The sequence below is a fragment of the Kitasatospora sp. NPDC001119 genome, assembly GCF_053598475.1.
On sequence record NZ_JBSFKI010000041.1, the window covers coordinates 40,645 to 57,735 of the forward strand.

A 17,091-nucleotide genomic window follows, 5' to 3' on the forward strand; every position below is an offset into this window, starting at 1 on the left:
CCGGAGAGGAACCATGGAACTGTTCGACACCGCGACGGTGCTCGCCCGCGTGCTCACCTCGGGCGTGGTCATGAGCATCGAGAAGAGCGACCGTGAACTGCCCGCCCTGGAGCGGCTGCTGACCAAGCGGACCGGCCGGGCCAAGGCCGTCCTGCTGAACAGCCGGACCGGGGCCCTGCACGCGGCCCTGGCCGGCCAGGGCATCGGCCACGGCGACACCGTCGCCCTGGCCGGGCCGGACGAGGCCACCACGGCCTTCCTGGCCTGGCTCGGCGTCACCGTCGAGGGGCAGGCCCCGGCCGCCTTCGACCTCGTCTCGCTGACCCCCGAGAACGCCGGCCGGCTGGACGAGCTGACCGCCGAAGCCACCGCCCCCGCGCTGGTGGTGGACCTGAGCGGGCTCGGCTTCGGCCCGGCCGCCGCCGTGCTCACCGACGACGAGCGGCTCTGGGCCCGGGCCGAGCGGCTGAAGATCTTCGGCGCCTACGACCTGCGCACCATGTGGACCCAGCAGGAGGCCGACGAGGACCTGGTGCCGGGGGTGCAGTTCAACTACCGGCTGAGCCCCCTGGTGGCCGGTTGCGTACGGATGGCCCTGACCCACGCGGCTCGCCCCGCCGCCGCAAGCTCCGGAGCACGCTGATGATCACCGACTTCCCGAACTCGCCCCTGCCCCTGCCCACCGAAGCCGACCTCGCCGACGAGCTCGCCGCCCTCGGCGGCGGCGCGATGATCCCCAAGGCCCAGCGCCGCACGCTCTTCCCGATCATCACCAAGGAAGACGTCTTCAACCTGATGCTCGCCCAGCGGCAGTCGCCCGACAAGGTCGTGGCCGACTTCGCCGAGGCGTACCGCGCCTACGTCGGCGCCGAGTACGCCCTGCCCACCGCCAGCGGCACCTCCAGCCTGCACATGGCCCTGGTCGGCGCCGGCGTGCAGCCCGGTGACGAGGTGATCGTCCCGGCGTTCACCTTCATCGCCACCGCGCAGGCCGTGGTCGCCGCCCACGCGATCCCGGTGTTCGTCGACATCGACCCGGACACCTACTGCATGGACCCGCGGGCCGCGGCCGCCGCGATCACCCCCCGGACCAGGGCGCTCATGCCGGTGCACGTCCACGGCCTGCCCGCCGACGTGCCGGCCCTGCGCGCCCTCGCGGACAAGCACGGCATCGCCCTCGTTGAGGACGCCTCGCACGCCCACTCCGCGAAGATCGGCGACCGGGTGGCCGGCTCCTTCGGCGACGCCGCCGGCCAGAGCCTGATGGCCGACAAGAACTTCCCGCTCGGCGGCGAGGGCGGCATCGCCTTCTACGCCACCGAGGAGGCGTACGGCCGGGCGGTCGCCTACCTGGAGCGCCACGCCATCGACTACGGGATGTCCTGGGTGGCCGCCGCCTTCGGCACCAGCCAGCTGGCCCGGCTGCCGTACTACGACGAGATCCGGGCCCGCAACGCCGCCCTGCTCGGCGAGGCCCTGACGGGGACCGGCCTGTTCACGCCGCCGCACGTCCCGGACGGGCACGTGCACGCGTACAACATGTACCGGACCACCCTGCACCCGGAGGCCGTCGGCCTGGAGGACCTGCCGGTGCACGCCGTCAAGGAGGCGGTGCACGAGCTGCTGGTCGCCGAGGGCGTGCCGGCCCGCGAGTGGCAGAACACCCCGATCCCGTGCCACCTGCCGTTCCGGCACCGCGACGGCTTCGGCAACGGCTACCCGTTCTCGCTCAACCCGGACGCCGTGCGCGACCACCGGCCGGAGGACTTCCCGGTCACCCTGGGCATGCTCGACAGCACCCTGGTGCTCTGCCGCGAGCTGCGCTCCCCGGTCGAGTACGAGCGGATCCTGCGCTACGCGGACGCCTTCCGGAAGGTCGCCCGGCGCCCGGACGCCATCCGCAAGCTCGTCGAGAGCGGCGACCACCGCCGTCCGTGGGAGAAGGCGGCCCGCCTTGGCTGACCAGAAGATCCGCGTCGCCGTCATCGGCGCGAGCGGCTACACCGGTGGCGAGGTCATCCGGCTGCTGCTCGAACACCCCGGGGTGGAGCTCGCGTTCCTCTCCGCGGAGCGCAACGCCGGTGCCACGGTCGGCAGCGTCCACCCGTGGCTGCGCAACCACCCCAGGGCCGGCTCGCTGACGCTCCGGCCGCTGGCGCAGCTCGCCGAGGCCGGCCCCGTCGACGTCGCCTTCGGCTGCCTGCCGACCGGCACCTTGCCGGAGCAGCTGCCGCTGATCGCCGACAACGCCAAGCGGGTGCTCAACCTGGGCGGCGACTTCCGGCTCCGCGACGGCGACGACGTCCGGACCCACTACCCGAGGACGGCCGCGAACCCGCCGAGCGAGGATTTCGCCTACTACATACCGGAGTTGAGCCCCGAGGTCCCGCAGGAGCGGTTCATCAGCCTGCCCGGCTGCATGGCCGTCACCACCATCTACGCGCTCTACCCGATGTTCGCCGCCTCGCTCGCGACCGACCGGGTCGTGGTCGACGCCAAGACCGGCTCCACCGGGAGCGGTCGCGGCGGCGGCGAGCCGCACGCCGAGCGCAGCGGCAACATCCGGGTGCACAAGCTGCACGGGCACCGGCACGCCCCGGAGGTCCAGCAGGCGATCGCCGACCTGACCGGCGCCGCCGTGGACCTGCGGTTCTCCACCCACAGCCTGGACGTGTCGCGCGGCATCATGGTCACCGCGTACACCGAACTGCGGGACGGCGTCACGGCGTTGGACGTCAAGCGGGCCTACGCCAAGGCGTACCTCGGCAAGCCCTTCGTCCGGGTCCGGCCGGCCCCCAAGGCGGCGCAGGACTTCCCGATGCTCAAGGCGGTCGTCGGCTCGAACGTCGCCGAGGTGGCGGTCGCGGTGCGCGGCGACCAGTGCGTCGCGGTGGCGGCCCTGGACAACCTGATCAAGGGCGCGGCCGGCCAGGCGATCCAGGCGATGAACCTGATCTCCGGCCTGGACGAGACGACCGGACTGCCCACCACGGCGGTGTCGCCGTGAGCCGTCCGCTGTACGTGATCAAGGTCGGCAGCGCCACGCTCGACCACGGCACGATCCACAAGGAGCTGGCCGACCTGGTGGCCCGGGGCGCCCGGGTGCTCCTGGTCGCCGGCGGTGCCACCGGCATCGAGGCCCACTACCGCGCGATCGCCCGCCCGATGCCGCAGCTGCGGCTCGCCAACGGCGACGAGGTGCGCTACTGCCCGCCCGAGGAGATGACCCACCTGGTCGACGCCTACGAGCGGGTCACCCTGCCCGCCGTGGAGCGGGAGGCCCGGGCCCTCGGGCTCGGCGTCTTCACCGCCGTCGCGGCGCGCGGCGCCCTGGTGACCGGCCGGGCCAACCGGCCGCTCAAGGCGCTGTCCGCCGAGGGCCGGCCGATCGTGGTCCGCGACCACCGGGCCGGCGTGCCCGCCCAGGTGGACACCGCCCGGCTGAACGCCCTGCTCGACACGTACGACCTGGTCTGCCTGTCCGCGCCGGTCGCCGACCCGGACGGCGGCGCCCCGCTCAACGTGGACGCCGACGTGCTCGCGGCGGTCCTCGCCAACGCGCTGGACGCCGACCATCTGCGGCTGGTCACCGGCACCGCCGGACTGCTGACGGACAAGGACGACCCGCGCTCCACGCTGGCCGACGCCTACCCGGGCGACGGAGCGCGGTACGCCGCGGGGCGCATGCGGCAGAAGGTCCGCGCGGCCGAGATCGCCCTGGAGGGCAGCGCCGACGTGGCCATCACCGGGCCGCACACCATGTCCGAGCCGGCCAACTGGACCAGGTTCTGGCGGGTGCGCGAGCCCTCCGCCGACCTGAGCCTGCTGACCCGGGTGGTCTCGGTGCCCTCGGTCTCCGGTGACGAGGCCGAACTCGCCACCCTGCTGGCCGAGTGGTGCCGCGAGCGCGGCATGGACGCCGCCGTCGACGAGGCGGGCAACCTCGTCGCCAGCCGCGGCATCGGGCCCCGCCGGCTGCTCCTCCTCGGCCACCTCGACACCGTGCCGCACCGCTGGCCGGCCGAGTGGCGCGAGGGCGAACTGTGGGGCCGCGGCAGCGTGGACGCCAAGGGCTGCCTGGCCAACTTCCTGGAGGTGCTCGCGCACGCGGACATCCCGGAGGACGGCCAGCTGTGCGTGGTCGGCGCGGTCGAGGAGGAGATCTCCTCCTCCAAGGGCGCGTTCCACGTCCGCGACCACTACCCGGCCGACGCGGTCGTCATCGGCGAGCCCAGCGGCTCGGAGAAGCTGACGCTCGGCTACTTCGGGCTCTTCAAGCTCAAGGTGACCGCCTCGGTGTCCAGCGGCCACTCGGCCGGACAGGACGCGGTCTCCGCCCCCGACCTGCTGATCGAGGCGCTCGGCGGCATCCGGACGGCCGTGCTGGCCCACGCGACCGACGCGCTGAGCGCGGTCATCGAGATCAGCAGCCGGACCGGGCGCGAGCACCACCACGCCACCGGGATCCTCAACTTCCGGGTGCCGCCCACGGCCGACCTCGACGCGCTGCGCTCGGCCGCGCTCGACCAGGTCCGGCCCGGGGTGGAGATCGAGGTGCTGCGGGCCACCCCCGGGTACGTCGGAGGCCGCTCCAGCTCCCTGGTCAAGGTCTTCAGCCGGGCCTTCGCGGACACCGGCATCCGGCCCCGCTTCGTCGTGAAGAAGGGCACCTCGGACATGAACACCCTGGCCACCACCTGGCGGGACGTGCCGATGGTCGCGTACGGCCCCGGCGACTCCTCGCTGGACCACACCGACGAGGAGCGGATCGGCGCCATGGAGTACCGCACCGCCCGCTCGCTGCTCGCGGACGCCGTCAACCGGTGGTTCGCCCTGCCCAAGGGGAGCCGTCGATGAGCACCCTGCTCGCCCCGCCGCAGACCGGGGACGACCTGCTGGCCACCCTGGCCGACCGGGCCGTACGGGCCCGCCGGCTGGTGGTCGACATGGCCGCCGGGCCGCGCGGCTGCCACCTCGGCGGCAGCCTGTCCGTCCTGGACATCCTGATCGCCGCGCTGCACCGGGCCTCGGCCGGGGACGGTACGGAGGTCGTGCTCAGCAAGGGCCACGCCGCCGCCGGGCTCTACGCGGCCCTGCACGTCAGCGGCGTCCTCCCGGAGGACCCGACACCGCGCTACGGCCTGGCGGGCGAGCCGTTCACCGGCCACCCGGGCCCCAAGGTCCCGGGCGTGCGCTTCCCCACCGGGAGCCTCGGCCACGGCGTCCCGTACGCCGCCGGCTGGGCGATGGCCCGCCGGATCGGCGGCCGGAGCGGACTCGGCATCGCCGTCGCGGGCGACGGCGAGCTCCAGGAGGGCCTGGTCTGGGAGACCTGCCAGGTCGCCGTGGCCCAGGAGCTGGGCAACTTCGTGCTGGTGGTCGACCGCAACGGCGGCCAGAACGACGGCATGGTGGCCGACATCTCGCCGCTGCCCCGGCTCGCCGAGCGGTTCGCCGCCTTCGGGTTCGAGGTCGCCGAGACCGACGGGCACGACCTGGCGGCGCTCACCGGGCTGCTCGCCGGGGACCGGGCCGGGGCCCGCAGGCCGCTGGCCGTCATCGCGAACACCGTCAAGGGGAAGGGCGTGCCCGCCGTGGAGGGCAAGGCCGGCTCCCACTACGTGACCATCGACGCCACGCGCGCCGCCAAGTGGAAGCGAGCGATCCGATGACCCTCTCGGGCCGTGACGCCTACCGCGACGAGCTGACCGGGCTCGCCGCCGAGGACGACACCATCCTCTGCCTGGAGGCGGACCTCGGCGGCAAGGGCCACCCGTTCCAGGCCGCCCACCCCGACCGCTTCTTCAACCTCGGCATCGCCGAGGGCGCCATGGTCGACATGGCGGCGGGCCTCGCCGCGGGCGGGTACAAGCCCTTCGTCAGCACCTTCGCGCCCTTCGCGGCGCTGCGCGCGGCGGAGAGCCTCAAGCTGACGCTGGGCTACCTGAACGCCGGGGTCACCGTGGTGGCGCCGTACGCGGGCGTCTCCGGCGCCTGGTTCGGCACCACCCACCACTGCCTGGAGGACCTCGCCGTCCTGCGCAGCATCCCGGGCGTGGTCATCGCCGCCCCCTACGGGGAGGCGGAGATGCGCGCGGTGGTCCGCGAGGCCGTGCGCTCCGGCCGACCGCACTACATCCGCACCGGGCGCAACGCCCAGTACCGCTCGCTCGACCGGGAGGGCGAGCGGGCGCCGCTGGTCACCTGGGAGTCCCGGGCCGAGCCGGGCGAGGTCTGCCTGGTGTCGGTCGGCGAGGAGGGCACCCGCCTGGCGCTGGCCGCGCGGGAGGCCCGCCCCGGCACCGGCCACGCCCACCTGGTCTACCTGGACCACCCGAACCTGGCCCGCGCCGCGGCCGAACTCTCCCGCCACCACCGGCGGTTCGTCGTGGTCGAGGAGCACCGCGCCCAGGGCGGGGCGGCCGAGGCCCTCGCGCTGCTGATGCCCGGGTGCGAGGTCACCGCGGCGAGCGCGGACCTGACCTGGCCGTCCACCGGCGGCGACCACGAGGAGGTCATGGCCGCGGTCGGGCTCTCGCTGCCCGCCGTGCTCGCCGCGGTGGCCCGGGCCGGCGCCGGCCGGCTGCCGGCCGCCTCCGGAGCCTGCGTCCGCTGAGCCGCCGGGGCCCGCGTCCGCCGCGCCCCCGCCCCCCGTCATCCCCTGATCCGCCACAGTCCGAAAAGGAGCACAGCCATGCACATCCTCATGATCGAGTGCAACCCGAACGGGATCGCCGGTATCGCGAACGCCCTGGAACTGGGCCACGACGTCACCCTGGTCTCGGTCGACCCCGACTTCTACCTCAGCGTCTCGCCGCTGACCGAGGCCGCCTACGCCCACCCGAACTGCCAGGTCGTCAAGAGCGAGCAGGCCTTCTCCCTCGACGAGCTGACCGACCTGGCGCGGCGGCTGCACGAGGCCAAGCCGATCCACGGCGTCACCACGTACAGCGAGTACCACACCGTGCACACCGCCGCCGTCGCCGAGGCGCTCGGCCTGCCCGGCATGAGCGTCGACGGCGCCCGCAACGCCCGGCACAAGCACCTGACCCGCACCACCCTGGCCGGCACCGGCATCCGCCAGCCGCGCTTCGCGGTGGCCACCGACCCGGCCGAGGTGGAGGCCGCCGTCCGCGAGGTCGGCTTCCCCTGCGTGGCCAAGCCCTCCGACGGCACCGCCAGCCTCCACGTCCTGCACCTCAAGGACGAGGCGGACCTGCGCGAGTACCTCGCCGAGCTGGCCCAGGTCGCCGACTACGGGCGCGGCGTCGTGCGCATCCCGGAGATCGTCATCGAGGAGTTCGTCACCGGCGAGCTGATCTCCGTCGAGTCCTGCGTGCTCGCCGGGGGAGAGGTGGTCAACCTCGGCCTGACCGACCGCTCGCTCAGCGGGTTCCCGTACTTCATCGAGATGGGCCTCACCTACTTCAGCGGCCACCCGCTCCAGGAGGAGCTGTTCGCCGCCACCACCGCCGTGCTGAACGGGCTCGGCGTGGACTTCGGCTTCATCCACACCGAGTGGCTGCTCGGCCCGGACGGCCCGGTGCTGTGCGAGGTCAACGGCCGCCTGGCCGGCGGGATCGTGCCGACCCTGATGGAGATCACCTCCGGCGTGGACCCGTACCTGGAGGTCATCCGCCAGGCCCTCGGCGAGCGGCCCGAGCTGGCCTTCCCCCGTGAGACCACGGCCAGCGGCCACTGGTTCGGCTCCCCGGTCGCCGGGACGGTCGAGGCGATCGGCTTCGACGCCCTCACCGACCTGCCCGGCTTCCACAGCGCCCTCGGCTACAAGAAGCCCGGCACGGCCGTGAACCGGCTGTCCCGCAGCAACTTCGACTGGATCGGCCACATCATCTTCACCGGCGGCGACCGGGACGAGGCCGCCAAGCGCTGCCAGGACGGCCTGGACCGCATCGACCTGCGCCTGTCGGTCGAGGTGGCCCGGTGAGCGCGGCCACCCCCGAGCAGCGGCGGCCCGCCGTACTGTCGGGCGTGGCCGTCCCCGCCCTGGACGCCGAGGCGCTGTTCGACGTGACCGTCGAGGACGGGGTCTTCACCCGGATCGAGCCCTCGGGCACCCGCCGCGGCGACGAGCCGGAGCTGTGGCCCGGCTACACCGAGACCCACGCCCACATCGCCCTGCCCGCCAACTTCGACGACACCGCCGAGGACCCGCGGATCATCGCCCTCCAGTACCTCTACCACGGCGTCACCCACGTGGTGGACATGTTCGGCTACCCGATGGTGGCCGACGCCTGGGAGGCCGGCCGGGCCGCTTCGGACCTGCCGTACCCCGAACTGGTCCACTGCGGCTACGCGGTGACGGCGATGACCAACGCGGCGGGCCTCTCCGGCCACGGCGTGGAGTTCCCGACCCCGGTGTACATGCTCGCGGTCGAGGCCGACCTCGACCAGGCGCTGCGCAACAACGCCGAGCGCGGCGCGACCTTCCTCAAGGTCATGTTCACCGACGGCACCGAGCAGCCGGGCTCCAAGGTGCGCTTCTCCCGGCTGTCGGAGCGGGTGCTGCGGTTCACCGCGCGGATCGCCGCCGAGCGCGGCATCACCGCGGTGATCGACTGCAACACCCTGGAGGAGACCCGCTGGGCCTACGACTGCGGCTTCCGGCTCTTCGCCCACACCGTCCGCGACCGCACCCTCGGCGACGCCGAGTGGAAGGACCTGGCCGGCGCCCGGTTCGTCTCCACCCTCTCCGGGCTCCGCCCGATGGTCATGACGGCCGACGACTTCCTCGCCGCGTACGGCCGCGAGGGCTTCGCCGAGACCCAGGACGTCCGCAACCTGGACGCCGTCCGCGGCCTGGAGCAGCCGTACGGGATCACCTACGGCCTCCAGGAGACCCGCACCGGCGCGCTGGGCGACATGCGCCGCAACGCGCTGGCCGCGCTGCGCGAGGGCAACCTGCTGGTCGGCACCGACTCGGGCAACACCGGTGCCTACCACGGCTACTCCCTGCTCGGCGAGCTCGACCTGCTGCGTGGGGACGACCCCTCGCTCGCCGACGCGCTGCGCCACCAGGCCACCGTCGGCGGCCGGCGCTACTTCGACGAGCTGCGCGGCGAGTCCGGCGCCGCCCACCCGATCAGCGTCGGGGCGCCGGCCACCTACAACCTGCACGCCCCGGGCCGGCCGCTCTCCGCGCTGCCCACCGCCACCGTCGTGCGGGGGACACCGATCGACCGCGAGGCGGTCGCCCGGGCCATCGCCGGGCTCCGCGCCGCCGCGGCGGCCGGCACGACGACGCACGACACGAAGGAGGGGGCGGCCCTGTGACCGTCGACCGCAAGCGGGCGCTGATCGGCGTCAACGCCGGCATCCTGCTCGCCAACACCGGCAGCTACATCTGGTTCCCCGTGCTGGTGGCCTCGCTCGGCGGGGTGGACAGCGGCTTCTGGGCCGGCGTCGTGATGGCCATGACGTACGTCGGGCGGCTGCTCGCCACCTTCTTCTACGAGGGCGTGGCGCTGCGCATCGGCATCCGCGGTGCGGTCTTCCTCGGTACCGCCCTGGAGGCGGTGGCGCTGGGCCTGATGGGCTTCGGCACCGGGGTGCTGGTCTACGCCGTGCTCGCCTTCTTCATCGGCTTCGGCTCCGGCACCTCCTTCCCCGGCCTGAAGAACGTCCTCGCCTCCTACCCCGACGACGAGCGCCCCAAGGCCTTCTCGACCTTCCAGATGGCCGGTCAGGTGGGCGTGTTCGGCGGCGCCATGCTGGGCGCCGTGCTCGCCGACGTCGAACTGCGCACCCTGTTCTCGGTGGTGTTCGCGATCTTCCTCGCGTTCTGCCTGGCGGCCTCGTCCTTCATCCCCCGGGACGGCTTCCAGCCCCCGGCGCCGGTGGAGCCCGGGGCCGGGGCGGCGGCCCGCAAGCCGCTGTTCTCCACCGCGGTGTTCAAGGGCATCGACATCCGGGGCGCCACCCGCTACTTCCTGCTGTCGGCGGTGTTCTGGTTCCTGTCGATCGGCTTCATCGTCGGCATCCCGCTGCACATGGAGCGGTACGTGCCGCAGTGGGCGCCGTCCTCGCCGTTCTGGATCACCGGGCTGAGCATCCTGGTGCTCCAGTACCCGGTGTTCAAGTTCCTGATCGGCCGGTTCAGCCCGGCCGTGGTGATGGCGATCGGCCTCACCGGCATGACGGTGGCGTTCACCGCCCTCGGCGCGGGGCGCGGCGCGGCCTGGGTGGTGGTCGGGGCGCTGACGGTGGTGCTGGGCGAGATCCTCTTCGTGCCGTCCTTCGACATGTGGATCGCCCGCAAGGTCCCCGAGCGCCAACTCGCCAAGGCGATGGGGGCGATGCACTTCTTCCGCAGCGCCGGGAACATGGCCGGCTCGGTGCTCGCCGGTGTGCTGTTCGACCTGTCGCGCTCCGCCGGGGTGCCGGGCGCGAACTGGTACGTCGACGCGGTGGTGGCCGCCGGCTGCGCGGTGGTCTGCCTGGTGGGCCGGGCGGAGGGCACCGAGGCCGCGGCGGCCCAGGAGGCGGAGGCGGGCAGCTCGGACGCCGTGGGCGCCGCGTCCGCCTGACAGAACCCGAGCGGTCGCGCGTCGCGGGGCCGCGGACGGAACGAGAGAGAAAGAGACAGGAAAGAGCAGATGGCAGACATTTGCGTCATCGGCGGGACCCGCTACTTCGGCAAGCTGCTGGTGCGCCGGCTGCTGGCGGCCGGCCACCGCGTCACCCTCGTCACCCGCGGCCGGACCCCGGACCCGTTCGGGGACTCCGTCCGACGGCTGCGCGCGGACGTCAACCGTCCCGGCGAGCTGGCCGAGGCGGTCGCCGGGGAGCGGTTCGACGCCGTGGTGCACCAGATGTGCTACACCCCCAACGCCGCCGTGGAGGCCTGCGAGGCCTTCGGGGACCGGGCCGGGAAGCTGGTGCTGACCAGCACCATCGAGGTCTACAACCGGGACACCTTCCGCGGGCCGGTCGCCGCACCGGAGTTCGGCGCGCTCGCCCGCGAGGAGGAGCTCGACCCGGCCGGCTACCCGTACGACCTCACCCTGCCCTGGCAGGACGACGACTACCTGGAGGCCAACTACGGCGAGGGCAAGCGCCAGGCCGAGGCCGCGGTGACCGACCGCGCCCGGGTGCCGGTGCTGCTGGCCCGGGTGGCCCACGTGCTGGCCGAGGAGGGCGACTTCACCGGCCGCTACCGCTTCCACGTCGACCGGATCCGGGACGGGCGGCCGATCGTGGCCCACGCCGGGCCGGGCCGGACCTCGCTGGTGCGGGCCGAGGACGCGGCCGGCTTCCTCGCCTGGGCGGCCGTGAACGAGGTGACCGGCGCGGTCAACGTGGCCTCCCCGGACACCGCCGACGTCTACGATGTCGTTGCCTCGGTGGAGGGGGCGACCGGGCTGACGGCCCAGGTCATCGAGAAGGAGGACCCGGCGGGCGACCCCGACCTGTCCCCGTTCTCCTGCCCGGCCGACTTCGCGATGTCGGCCGACCGGGCCGCCTCGCTCGGCTACCGGTTCACCCCCATCGCCGAGTGGCTGCCCGCGCTCGGCCGGGCCGCCGCCGCCGACACCGATCCCACCACCGCCAAGGAGCAGTGATGTTCGACCTCATCGTCATCGTCAGGGTCACCGAGCCGGACGGCGTCCCGGCGGTCGCCGACGCCCTGGCCCGGATGCGGCCGCTGTGCCTCGCCGAGGACGGCTGCGTCAGCTGGGAGGCGTACCACTCGCAGGACGACCCGGGCCGCTTCGTCCTGGTGGAGCGCTGGGCGACCCGGGAGGCCTGGGAGGCGCACGACGGCGGCGACGCGATCCAGAAGGTCTACATCCCGGACATCCTGCCGCGGGTCGAGCGCGAGGTGCACCCCAGCGTTCCGGTCTCCGTGAGCGCCGGCTGAGCACCGGCTGAGCGCGCCGGCTGAGCGCACCGGCCGCGCCGGAGAACGGTCGTGGGCCCCGGCCCGCCCCTGGTTTCCAGGAGCGGGCCGGGGCCCACGGCCGTTACCGCGTACGGCTGTCGCGGCGCGGTCGGTGCGGCGTACGGCCCGTCAGATCCGGTCGCAGGCCTGCGCCCGCAGCGCGCGGGCCAGGTCGTCCCGGCGCTCCAGCACCAGGCGGCGCAGCGCCGGCGCGGCCTGCGGGTGCCCGGCCAGCCAGCCGTCGGCCTCGGCCAGGGTCTGCTCGGAGGCCTGGGCGAGCGGGAAGAAGCCGCCGACGATCCGGATCGCGATCTCGATGGTCCGGTCGGCCCAGACCCGCTCCAGCAGCTTGAAGTACGGCGCCGCGTAGAGGGCCGTCAGGTCGCGCTGGGAGGGGATCGAGAAGCCCCCGGTGTTGGCCTCGACCAGGGCGCTCGGCAGCTCGTCCGAGTCGATGACGGCCGACCAGGCGGCGGCCTTGGCCTCCGCGGTGGGCCGGGCGGCCAGGCACTGGGTGTGGTGCCGCTTGCCGCTCGCGGTGTTGTCGGCGGCCAGCTCGGCGTCGAGCTCCTCGTCGGCGGCCTGGCCGGCCGCGGCCAGCGCCAGCCACAGCGACCAGCGCAGGTCCTGGTCGACCTCCAGGCCGTCGATCCGGGCGCTGCCGGACAGCAGGCCGCGGACCAGGCCGAGGTGCTCGGCGCCGCCCGCGGTCTGGGCGAGGAAGCGGGCCCAGGCCAGCTGGTGGTCGCTGCCGGGGACGGCCTCGCGCAGCTCGCGCAGGGCGCCGTCGGCGAGCAGCCGGCCGCCCTCGCCGCGCCAGGCCGGGTCGGCGTACAGGTCGACGGCGGTCTTGGCCTGGGCGTGCAGGGACTGGAGCACGCCGATGTTGCCCTCCTGGCCGGCGAAGCGCAGCACCAGGGCGACGTAGTCGCGGGCCGGCATCAGGCCGTCCCGGGTGAGGTTCCAGACCGCGGACCAGGTCAGCGCCCGGGCCAGCTCGTCGCGGATCTCGCCGAGGCCGGCCCGCAGGTTCTCCAGCGACTCCTCGTCGAAGCGGATCTTGCAGTAGGTCAGGTCGTCGTCGTTGAGCAGCACCAGCGCCGGGCGGGGCAGGCCGGCGGCCTCGGTGACGACGGTCCGGGCGCCGGTGACGTCCAGCTCGATCCGCCCGGTGCGCACCAGGGCGCCGTCCGCGTCCCGGTCGTACAGGCCGACCGCGATCCGGTGCGGGCGCAGCACGTCGCCGTCCTGGAGCACGGCCAGCTCGGTGATCCGGCCCTCGGCGTCGGTGGTGACCTGCGGGGTGAGCGCGTTGACCCCGGAGGTCTGCAGCCAGGCGGCGGCCCAGGCCTTGAGGTCGCGGCCGCTGGTCTCCTCCAGCACCTCCAGCAGGTCGCCCAGCTCGGTGTTGCCGAAGGCGTGGCGCTTGAAGTAGCGGCGGGCGCCCTCGAAGAACGCCTCCGAACCGACGTACGCCACCAGCTGCTTGAGGACGGAGGCGCCCTTGGCGTAGGTGATGCCGTCGAAGTTGAGCTTGGCGTCCTCCAGGTCCCGGATGTCCGCGGTGATCGGGTGGGTGGTGGGGAACTGGTCCTGCCGGTAGGCCCAGGCCTTGCGCTGGTTGGCGAAGGTGACCCAGGCCGAGGAGTAGCGGGTGCGGGCGCCGATCAGGCCGTAGGAGCCCATGAAGTCGGCGAAGGACTCCTTCAGCCACAGGTCGTCCCACCAGCGCATGGTGACCAGGTCGCCGAACCACATGTGCGCCATCTCGTGCAGGATGACGTTGGCCCGGGCCTCGTACGCGGCGTCGGTGACCTTCGAGCGGAAGACGTACTCCTCGCGGAAGGTGACGCAGCCGGGGTTCTCCATCGCGCCGATGTTGTACTCGGGGACGAAGGCCTGGTCGTACTTGCCGAAGGGGTACGGGTAGTCGAACTGCTCGTGGAAGAAGTCGAGTCCGAGCTTGGTGACGCCGAGGATCTCGTCCGCGTCGAAGTACGGGGCCAGCGACTTGCGGCACATCGCGGAGAGCGGGATCTCCAGCGCGGTGCCGTCGGCCAGTTCGCGGCGGTAGTGGTCGCGGGCGACGTGGTACGGGCCGGCGACGACGGCGGTGAGGTAGGTGGAGATCGGCCTGGTCGGCGCGAACTCCCAGGTGCGGGCGCCGTCCTGCTCGGTGACGTCCTCGTGCGGGGCGTTGGAGCGCACGTCCCAGGCGGCCGGGGCGGTCACGGTGAAGGTGAACGGGGCCTTCAGGTCGGGCTGCTCGAAGTTCGCGAACACCCGGCGGGCGTCGGCCGGCTCGTAGTGGGTGTAGAGGTAGGTCTCGCCGTCCACCGGGTCGACGAAGCGGTGCAGGCCCTCGCCGGTGCGGCTGTAGGCGCAGTCCGCCTCGACGGTCAGCACGTTCTCGGCGGCCAGGCCGTCGACGTGCACCCGGGCGCCGTCGTAGGCGGTGGCCGGGTCGAGGGCGCGGCCGTTGAGGGTGACCGAGCGGACGGCGGGGGCGAGCAGGTCGAGGAAGGTGTCCGCACCGGGCTGGGAGCAGCGGAAGGTGACGGTGGTGGTGGAGCGGAAGGTGCCGGCCTCCCGGTCCGGGGCCGAGGTCACGTCCAGCCGGACCTGGTAGCCGTCCACGGCCAGGATGCTGGCCCGCTGCTGCGCCTCGTCGCGGCTGAGGTTCTTGCCCGGCACGGCGGTACTCCTTTGTCCGGCTCGCACGGTGGTGCGCCTGTGGGTGGTGCGGTCTCGGCGCGGGGTGTGCCCCGCGCACGCGGGGTCATCCTTTCACGCCCCGCGGCGTCAGTACCATTGCACAGGCCGCCGCGTTCGCACCGGAATCAGCGGTGCGGGGCGGGTGTTGGCGTTCCCGGGGCGGAACTCCTCCGTGTCCCGGACCACCTCACGAAGGGCACCCGCAGTGACGACTGCCGCTGAGCGCAAGACCGCCGACTTCTGGTTCGACCCGGCCTGTCCGTGGGCGTGGATGACCTCCCGCTGGCTGATCGAGGTCCAGCAGGTGCGTCCGGTCGACGTGCGCTGGCACGTGATGAGCCTGTCGGTGCTCAACGAGCACCGGGACCTCCCGGAGAACTACCGGGAGCTGCTGGACAACGCCTGGGGCGCGGTGCGGGTCTGCGTCGCCGCCGCCGAGCAGCACGGGCCGGAGGTGCTCGGCCGGCTCTACACCGAGCTGGGCGTGCGCTTCCACAACCAGGGCCTGCCGCAGAACCGGGAGACCGTCGAGGCCGCCCTGGTGGCCGCGGGCCTGCCCGCCGAGCTGGCCGCCGCGGCCGACACGGACGCGTACGACGAGGCCCTGCGCGCCTCGCACCAGGAGGGCATCACCCTGGTCGGCGAGGACGTCGGCACCCCGGTGATCGCGGTCGAGGGCGCGGACGGCGAGCGGGTGGCCTTCTTCGGCCCGGTGGTCACCCCCGCCCCGAAGGGCGAGGCCGCGGCCCGGCTGTGGGACGGCACCCTGCTGGTGGCCTCCACCCCGGGCTTCTACGAGATCAAGCGCACCCGTACGGCCGGCCCGTCCTTCCAGTAACGGCGCCGGACACGCGGCAGGGCCCGGTACCGAGCGGTACCGGGCCCTGCCGCGTGCGCGGGGAGGTCAGCGGAGCGCGGCGGCGTCCCGGCGCTGCTTGAGCAGCCCGGCGACGGTGAGCGCCGCGACCAGCACGCCGGCCGCGTACAGCTGCTGGCGGTTGCCCTCGGTGGTGGTCATCAGGGCGAGGATGCCGGCCACGGCGGCCATCGCGATCCAGGTCAGGTACGGGTAGCCCCACATCTTCACGGTGAGCAGCTCGGGGGCCTCGCGCTCCAGTCGGCGGCGCATCCGCAGCTGGACCACGCAGATGAACAGCCAGACCACCAGGATCGCCACGCCGGTGGTGTTCATCAGCCAGGTGAACACGGTGTCCGGCCAGAACTTGGCGGCCAGCACGGCGCCGAAGCCGAACAGACAGGAGGCCAGGACGGCTCTGCGCGGCACCCCGCCGCCGACCTTGGCCAGCGCCTTGGGGCCCTGGCCGCGGCCGACCAGCGAGTACGCCATCCGGGAGGCGCCGTAGATGTTGGCGTTCATCGCGGACAGCAGCGCGACCAGCACCACCACCTGCATGATCAGTCCGGCGGCGGGCACCCCGAGGTGGCTCAGCACGGTGACGTACGGGCCGTCCGCGACGACCTTCGGGTCCTTCCAGGAGACCAGGGTGACCACCAGGGCCATCGAGCCGATGTAGAAGATCGCGATCCGCCACACCGCGGTGCGCACGGCGTTGGCGACGTTCTTCTTGGGGTCGTCGGACTCGGCGGCGGCGATGGTCACGGTCTCCAGACCGCCGTACGCGAAGACCGAGGCGAGCAGGCCGACGATCAGCCCGCTGACGCCGTTGGGCAGGAAGCCGCCCTCGCCGGTGAGGTTGTGCGCGCCGGGGGCGCCGGGGCCGATCACCCCGGCGATGCCGAGCCCGCCGAGGACCAGGAAGGCGATGATCGCGGTGATCTTGATGGCGGCGAACCAGAACTCGAACTCGCCGAAGTTCTTCACCGCGGTGAGGTTGCTGGCGCAGAAGAAGGCCATGAACAGGGCGACCCAGACCCAGGCGGAGACGCCGGGTATCCAGCCGTTGACGATCTTCCCGGCGGCGGTGGCCTCGGCGGCGACGCCGCAGCAGAGCATCACCCAGTACATCCAGCCGGCCGTGATCCCGGCCCAGGGGCCGATCTCCTTCTCGGCGTGCACCGAGAACGAGCCGGAGGCGGGGCGGGCGGCGGACATCTCACCGAGCATCCGCATGATCAGCATGACCAGGAGGCCGGAGAGCACGAACGCCAGGATGATCGCCGGGCCGGCGGCCGCGATGCCGGCGCCGGAGCCGACGAAGAGGCCGGCGCCGATCACGCCACCGAGGGCGATCATGGACAGGTGGCGCTGCTTCAGGCCGTGGGTGAGCTGCTGGCCACCCGGCGCCGGGGCCGCGGCCGGTCGGGTGCCGTCGGGGGTCCCGGGCGCCGGAGGGGCGGAAGTGGGGGCCATAGGGGTGGTTCCAGACTGTGCGGTATGCGACATGAGCTGTCCAATATCCGGCGCCGCCGCTGTCCATGCCAAAGATGATCGGTTCGGGCCCAGTATGCGGACCATGCCGAAACCCAAAGTGATCATGTTGTGACCAGGGGTT

At 73.3% G+C, this 17,091-nt stretch carries 14 protein-coding genes; 12 read left to right on the top strand and 2 right to left on the bottom strand.

Annotated elements, in window-relative coordinates; genetic code table 11:
• The first annotated feature begins 13 nt into the window (after nt 1-13).
• The 11 genes from ACWDD9_RS35735 to ACWDD9_RS35785 all read left to right on the top strand — a co-directional run bounded on the left by ACWDD9_RS35735 (nt 14) and on the right by ACWDD9_RS35785 (nt 11,881).
• A complete protein-coding gene (locus ACWDD9_RS35735) occupies nt 14-643 on the top strand; it encodes a PLP-dependent aminotransferase family protein (RefSeq protein WP_049648972.1) in 630 nt (209 codons plus the stop codon).
• The gene (locus tag ACWDD9_RS35740) at nt 643-1,962 is read left to right on the top strand and encodes a DegT/DnrJ/EryC1/StrS aminotransferase family protein (protein ID WP_449813919.1); all 1,320 of its coding nucleotides are present in this window, start codon (nt 643-645) and stop codon (nt 1,960-1,962) included. The genes ACWDD9_RS35735 and ACWDD9_RS35740 overlap by 1 nt, the downstream gene beginning before the upstream one ends.
• Nucleotides 1,955-3,007 (top strand): N-acetyl-gamma-glutamyl-phosphate reductase, encoded by a 1,053-nt coding sequence (gene argC / locus ACWDD9_RS35745; RefSeq protein WP_074000676.1) that lies wholly within the window; start codon nt 1,955-1,957, stop codon nt 3,005-3,007. Before ACWDD9_RS35740 ends, argC begins: the two co-directional genes overlap by 8 nt.
• Nucleotides 3,004-4,857 (top strand): M20/M25/M40 family metallo-hydrolase, encoded by a 1,854-nt coding sequence (locus ACWDD9_RS35750; protein WP_449813920.1) that lies wholly within the window; start codon nt 3,004-3,006, stop codon nt 4,855-4,857. The genes argC and ACWDD9_RS35750 overlap by 4 nt, the downstream gene beginning before the upstream one ends.
• On the top strand, nt 4,854-5,672 hold the full coding sequence (locus ACWDD9_RS35755) for a thiamine pyrophosphate-dependent enzyme (RefSeq protein WP_049648968.1): 819 nt from the start codon (nt 4,854-4,856) through the stop codon (nt 5,670-5,672). Before ACWDD9_RS35750 ends, ACWDD9_RS35755 begins: the two co-directional genes overlap by 4 nt.
• A complete protein-coding gene (locus tag ACWDD9_RS35760) occupies nt 5,669-6,616 on the top strand; it encodes a transketolase family protein (RefSeq protein ID WP_449813921.1) in 948 nt (315 codons plus the stop codon). Before ACWDD9_RS35755 ends, ACWDD9_RS35760 begins: the two co-directional genes overlap by 4 nt.
• Nucleotides 6,617-6,694: 78 nt before the next feature.
• Nucleotides 6,695-7,948 carry an ATP-grasp domain-containing protein gene (locus ACWDD9_RS35765; RefSeq protein WP_049648966.1) on the top strand — a complete coding sequence of 418 codons (1,254 nt, stop codon included), beginning with the start codon at nt 6,695-6,697 and terminating at the stop codon, nt 7,946-7,948.
• Nucleotides 7,945-9,294: an amidohydrolase family protein gene (locus tag ACWDD9_RS35770; protein WP_388044121.1), complete on the top strand. Its 1,350-nt coding sequence runs from the start codon at nt 7,945-7,947 to the stop codon at nt 9,292-9,294. Before ACWDD9_RS35765 ends, ACWDD9_RS35770 begins: the two co-directional genes overlap by 4 nt.
• Entirely contained in the window at nt 9,291-10,547 is a 1,257-nt protein-coding gene (locus ACWDD9_RS35775; protein ID WP_380782125.1) for an MFS transporter, read from the top strand. Before ACWDD9_RS35770 ends, ACWDD9_RS35775 begins: the two co-directional genes overlap by 4 nt.
• 69 nt (nt 10,548-10,616) lie before the next feature.
• Nucleotides 10,617-11,582 carry an NAD-dependent epimerase/dehydratase family protein gene (locus ACWDD9_RS35780; RefSeq protein WP_049648964.1) on the top strand — a complete coding sequence of 322 codons (966 nt, stop codon included), beginning with the start codon at nt 10,617-10,619 and terminating at the stop codon, nt 11,580-11,582.
• Nucleotides 11,582-11,881: a putative quinol monooxygenase gene (locus tag ACWDD9_RS35785; RefSeq protein ID WP_049648963.1), complete on the top strand. Its 300-nt coding sequence runs from the start codon at nt 11,582-11,584 to the stop codon at nt 11,879-11,881. The genes ACWDD9_RS35780 and ACWDD9_RS35785 overlap by 1 nt, the downstream gene beginning before the upstream one ends.
• A gap of 150 nt (nt 11,882-12,031) precedes the next feature.
• Here ACWDD9_RS35785 and pepN read toward each other — a convergent pair whose 3' ends face one another.
• Nucleotides 12,032-14,596, bottom strand: coding sequence for an aminopeptidase N (gene pepN / locus ACWDD9_RS35790; protein WP_049648962.1), 2,565 nt, complete (start codon nt 14,594-14,596; stop codon nt 12,032-12,034).
• Between the two features lie 226 nt (nt 14,597-14,822).
• Between pepN and ACWDD9_RS35795 the strand changes: the two genes are divergently transcribed.
• On the top strand, nt 14,823-15,455 hold the full coding sequence (locus tag ACWDD9_RS35795; RefSeq protein WP_449813922.1) for a mycothiol-dependent nitroreductase Rv2466c family protein: 633 nt from the start codon (nt 14,823-14,825) through the stop codon (nt 15,453-15,455).
• A gap of 66 nt (nt 15,456-15,521) precedes the next feature.
• On the opposite strand, the gene ACWDD9_RS35800 is transcribed toward ACWDD9_RS35795, so the two are convergent.
• On the bottom strand, nt 15,522-16,949 hold the full coding sequence (locus ACWDD9_RS35800) for an amino acid permease (protein WP_117487765.1): 1,428 nt from the start codon (nt 16,947-16,949) through the stop codon (nt 15,522-15,524).
• Between the last annotated feature and the right edge of the window lie 142 nt (nt 16,950-17,091).

Bases quoted from the DNA above. Each gene is read 5' to 3' on its own strand.
- ACWDD9_RS35735 (WP_049648972.1), top strand. From the start codon at position 14: ATGGAACTGTTCGACACCGCGACGGTGCTCGCCCGCGTGCTCACCTCG.
- ACWDD9_RS35740 (WP_449813919.1), top strand. From the start codon at position 643: ATGATCACCGACTTCCCGAACTCGCCCCTGCCCCTGCCCACCGAAGCC.
- ACWDD9_RS35755 (WP_049648968.1), top strand. From the start codon at position 4,854: ATGAGCACCCTGCTCGCCCCGCCGCAGACCGGGGACGACCTGCTGGCC.
- ACWDD9_RS35760 (WP_449813921.1), top strand. From the start codon at position 5,669: ATGACCCTCTCGGGCCGTGACGCCTACCGCGACGAGCTGACCGGGCTC.
- ACWDD9_RS35765 (WP_049648966.1), top strand. From the start codon at position 6,695: ATGCACATCCTCATGATCGAGTGCAACCCGAACGGGATCGCCGGTATC.
- ACWDD9_RS35780 (WP_049648964.1), top strand. From the start codon at position 10,617: ATGGCAGACATTTGCGTCATCGGCGGGACCCGCTACTTCGGCAAGCTG.
- ACWDD9_RS35785 (WP_049648963.1), top strand. From the start codon at position 11,582: ATGTTCGACCTCATCGTCATCGTCAGGGTCACCGAGCCGGACGGCGTC.
- ACWDD9_RS35800 (WP_117487765.1), bottom strand. From the start codon at position 16,949: ATGGCCCCCACTTCCGCCCCTCCGGCGCCCGGGACCCCCGACGGCACC.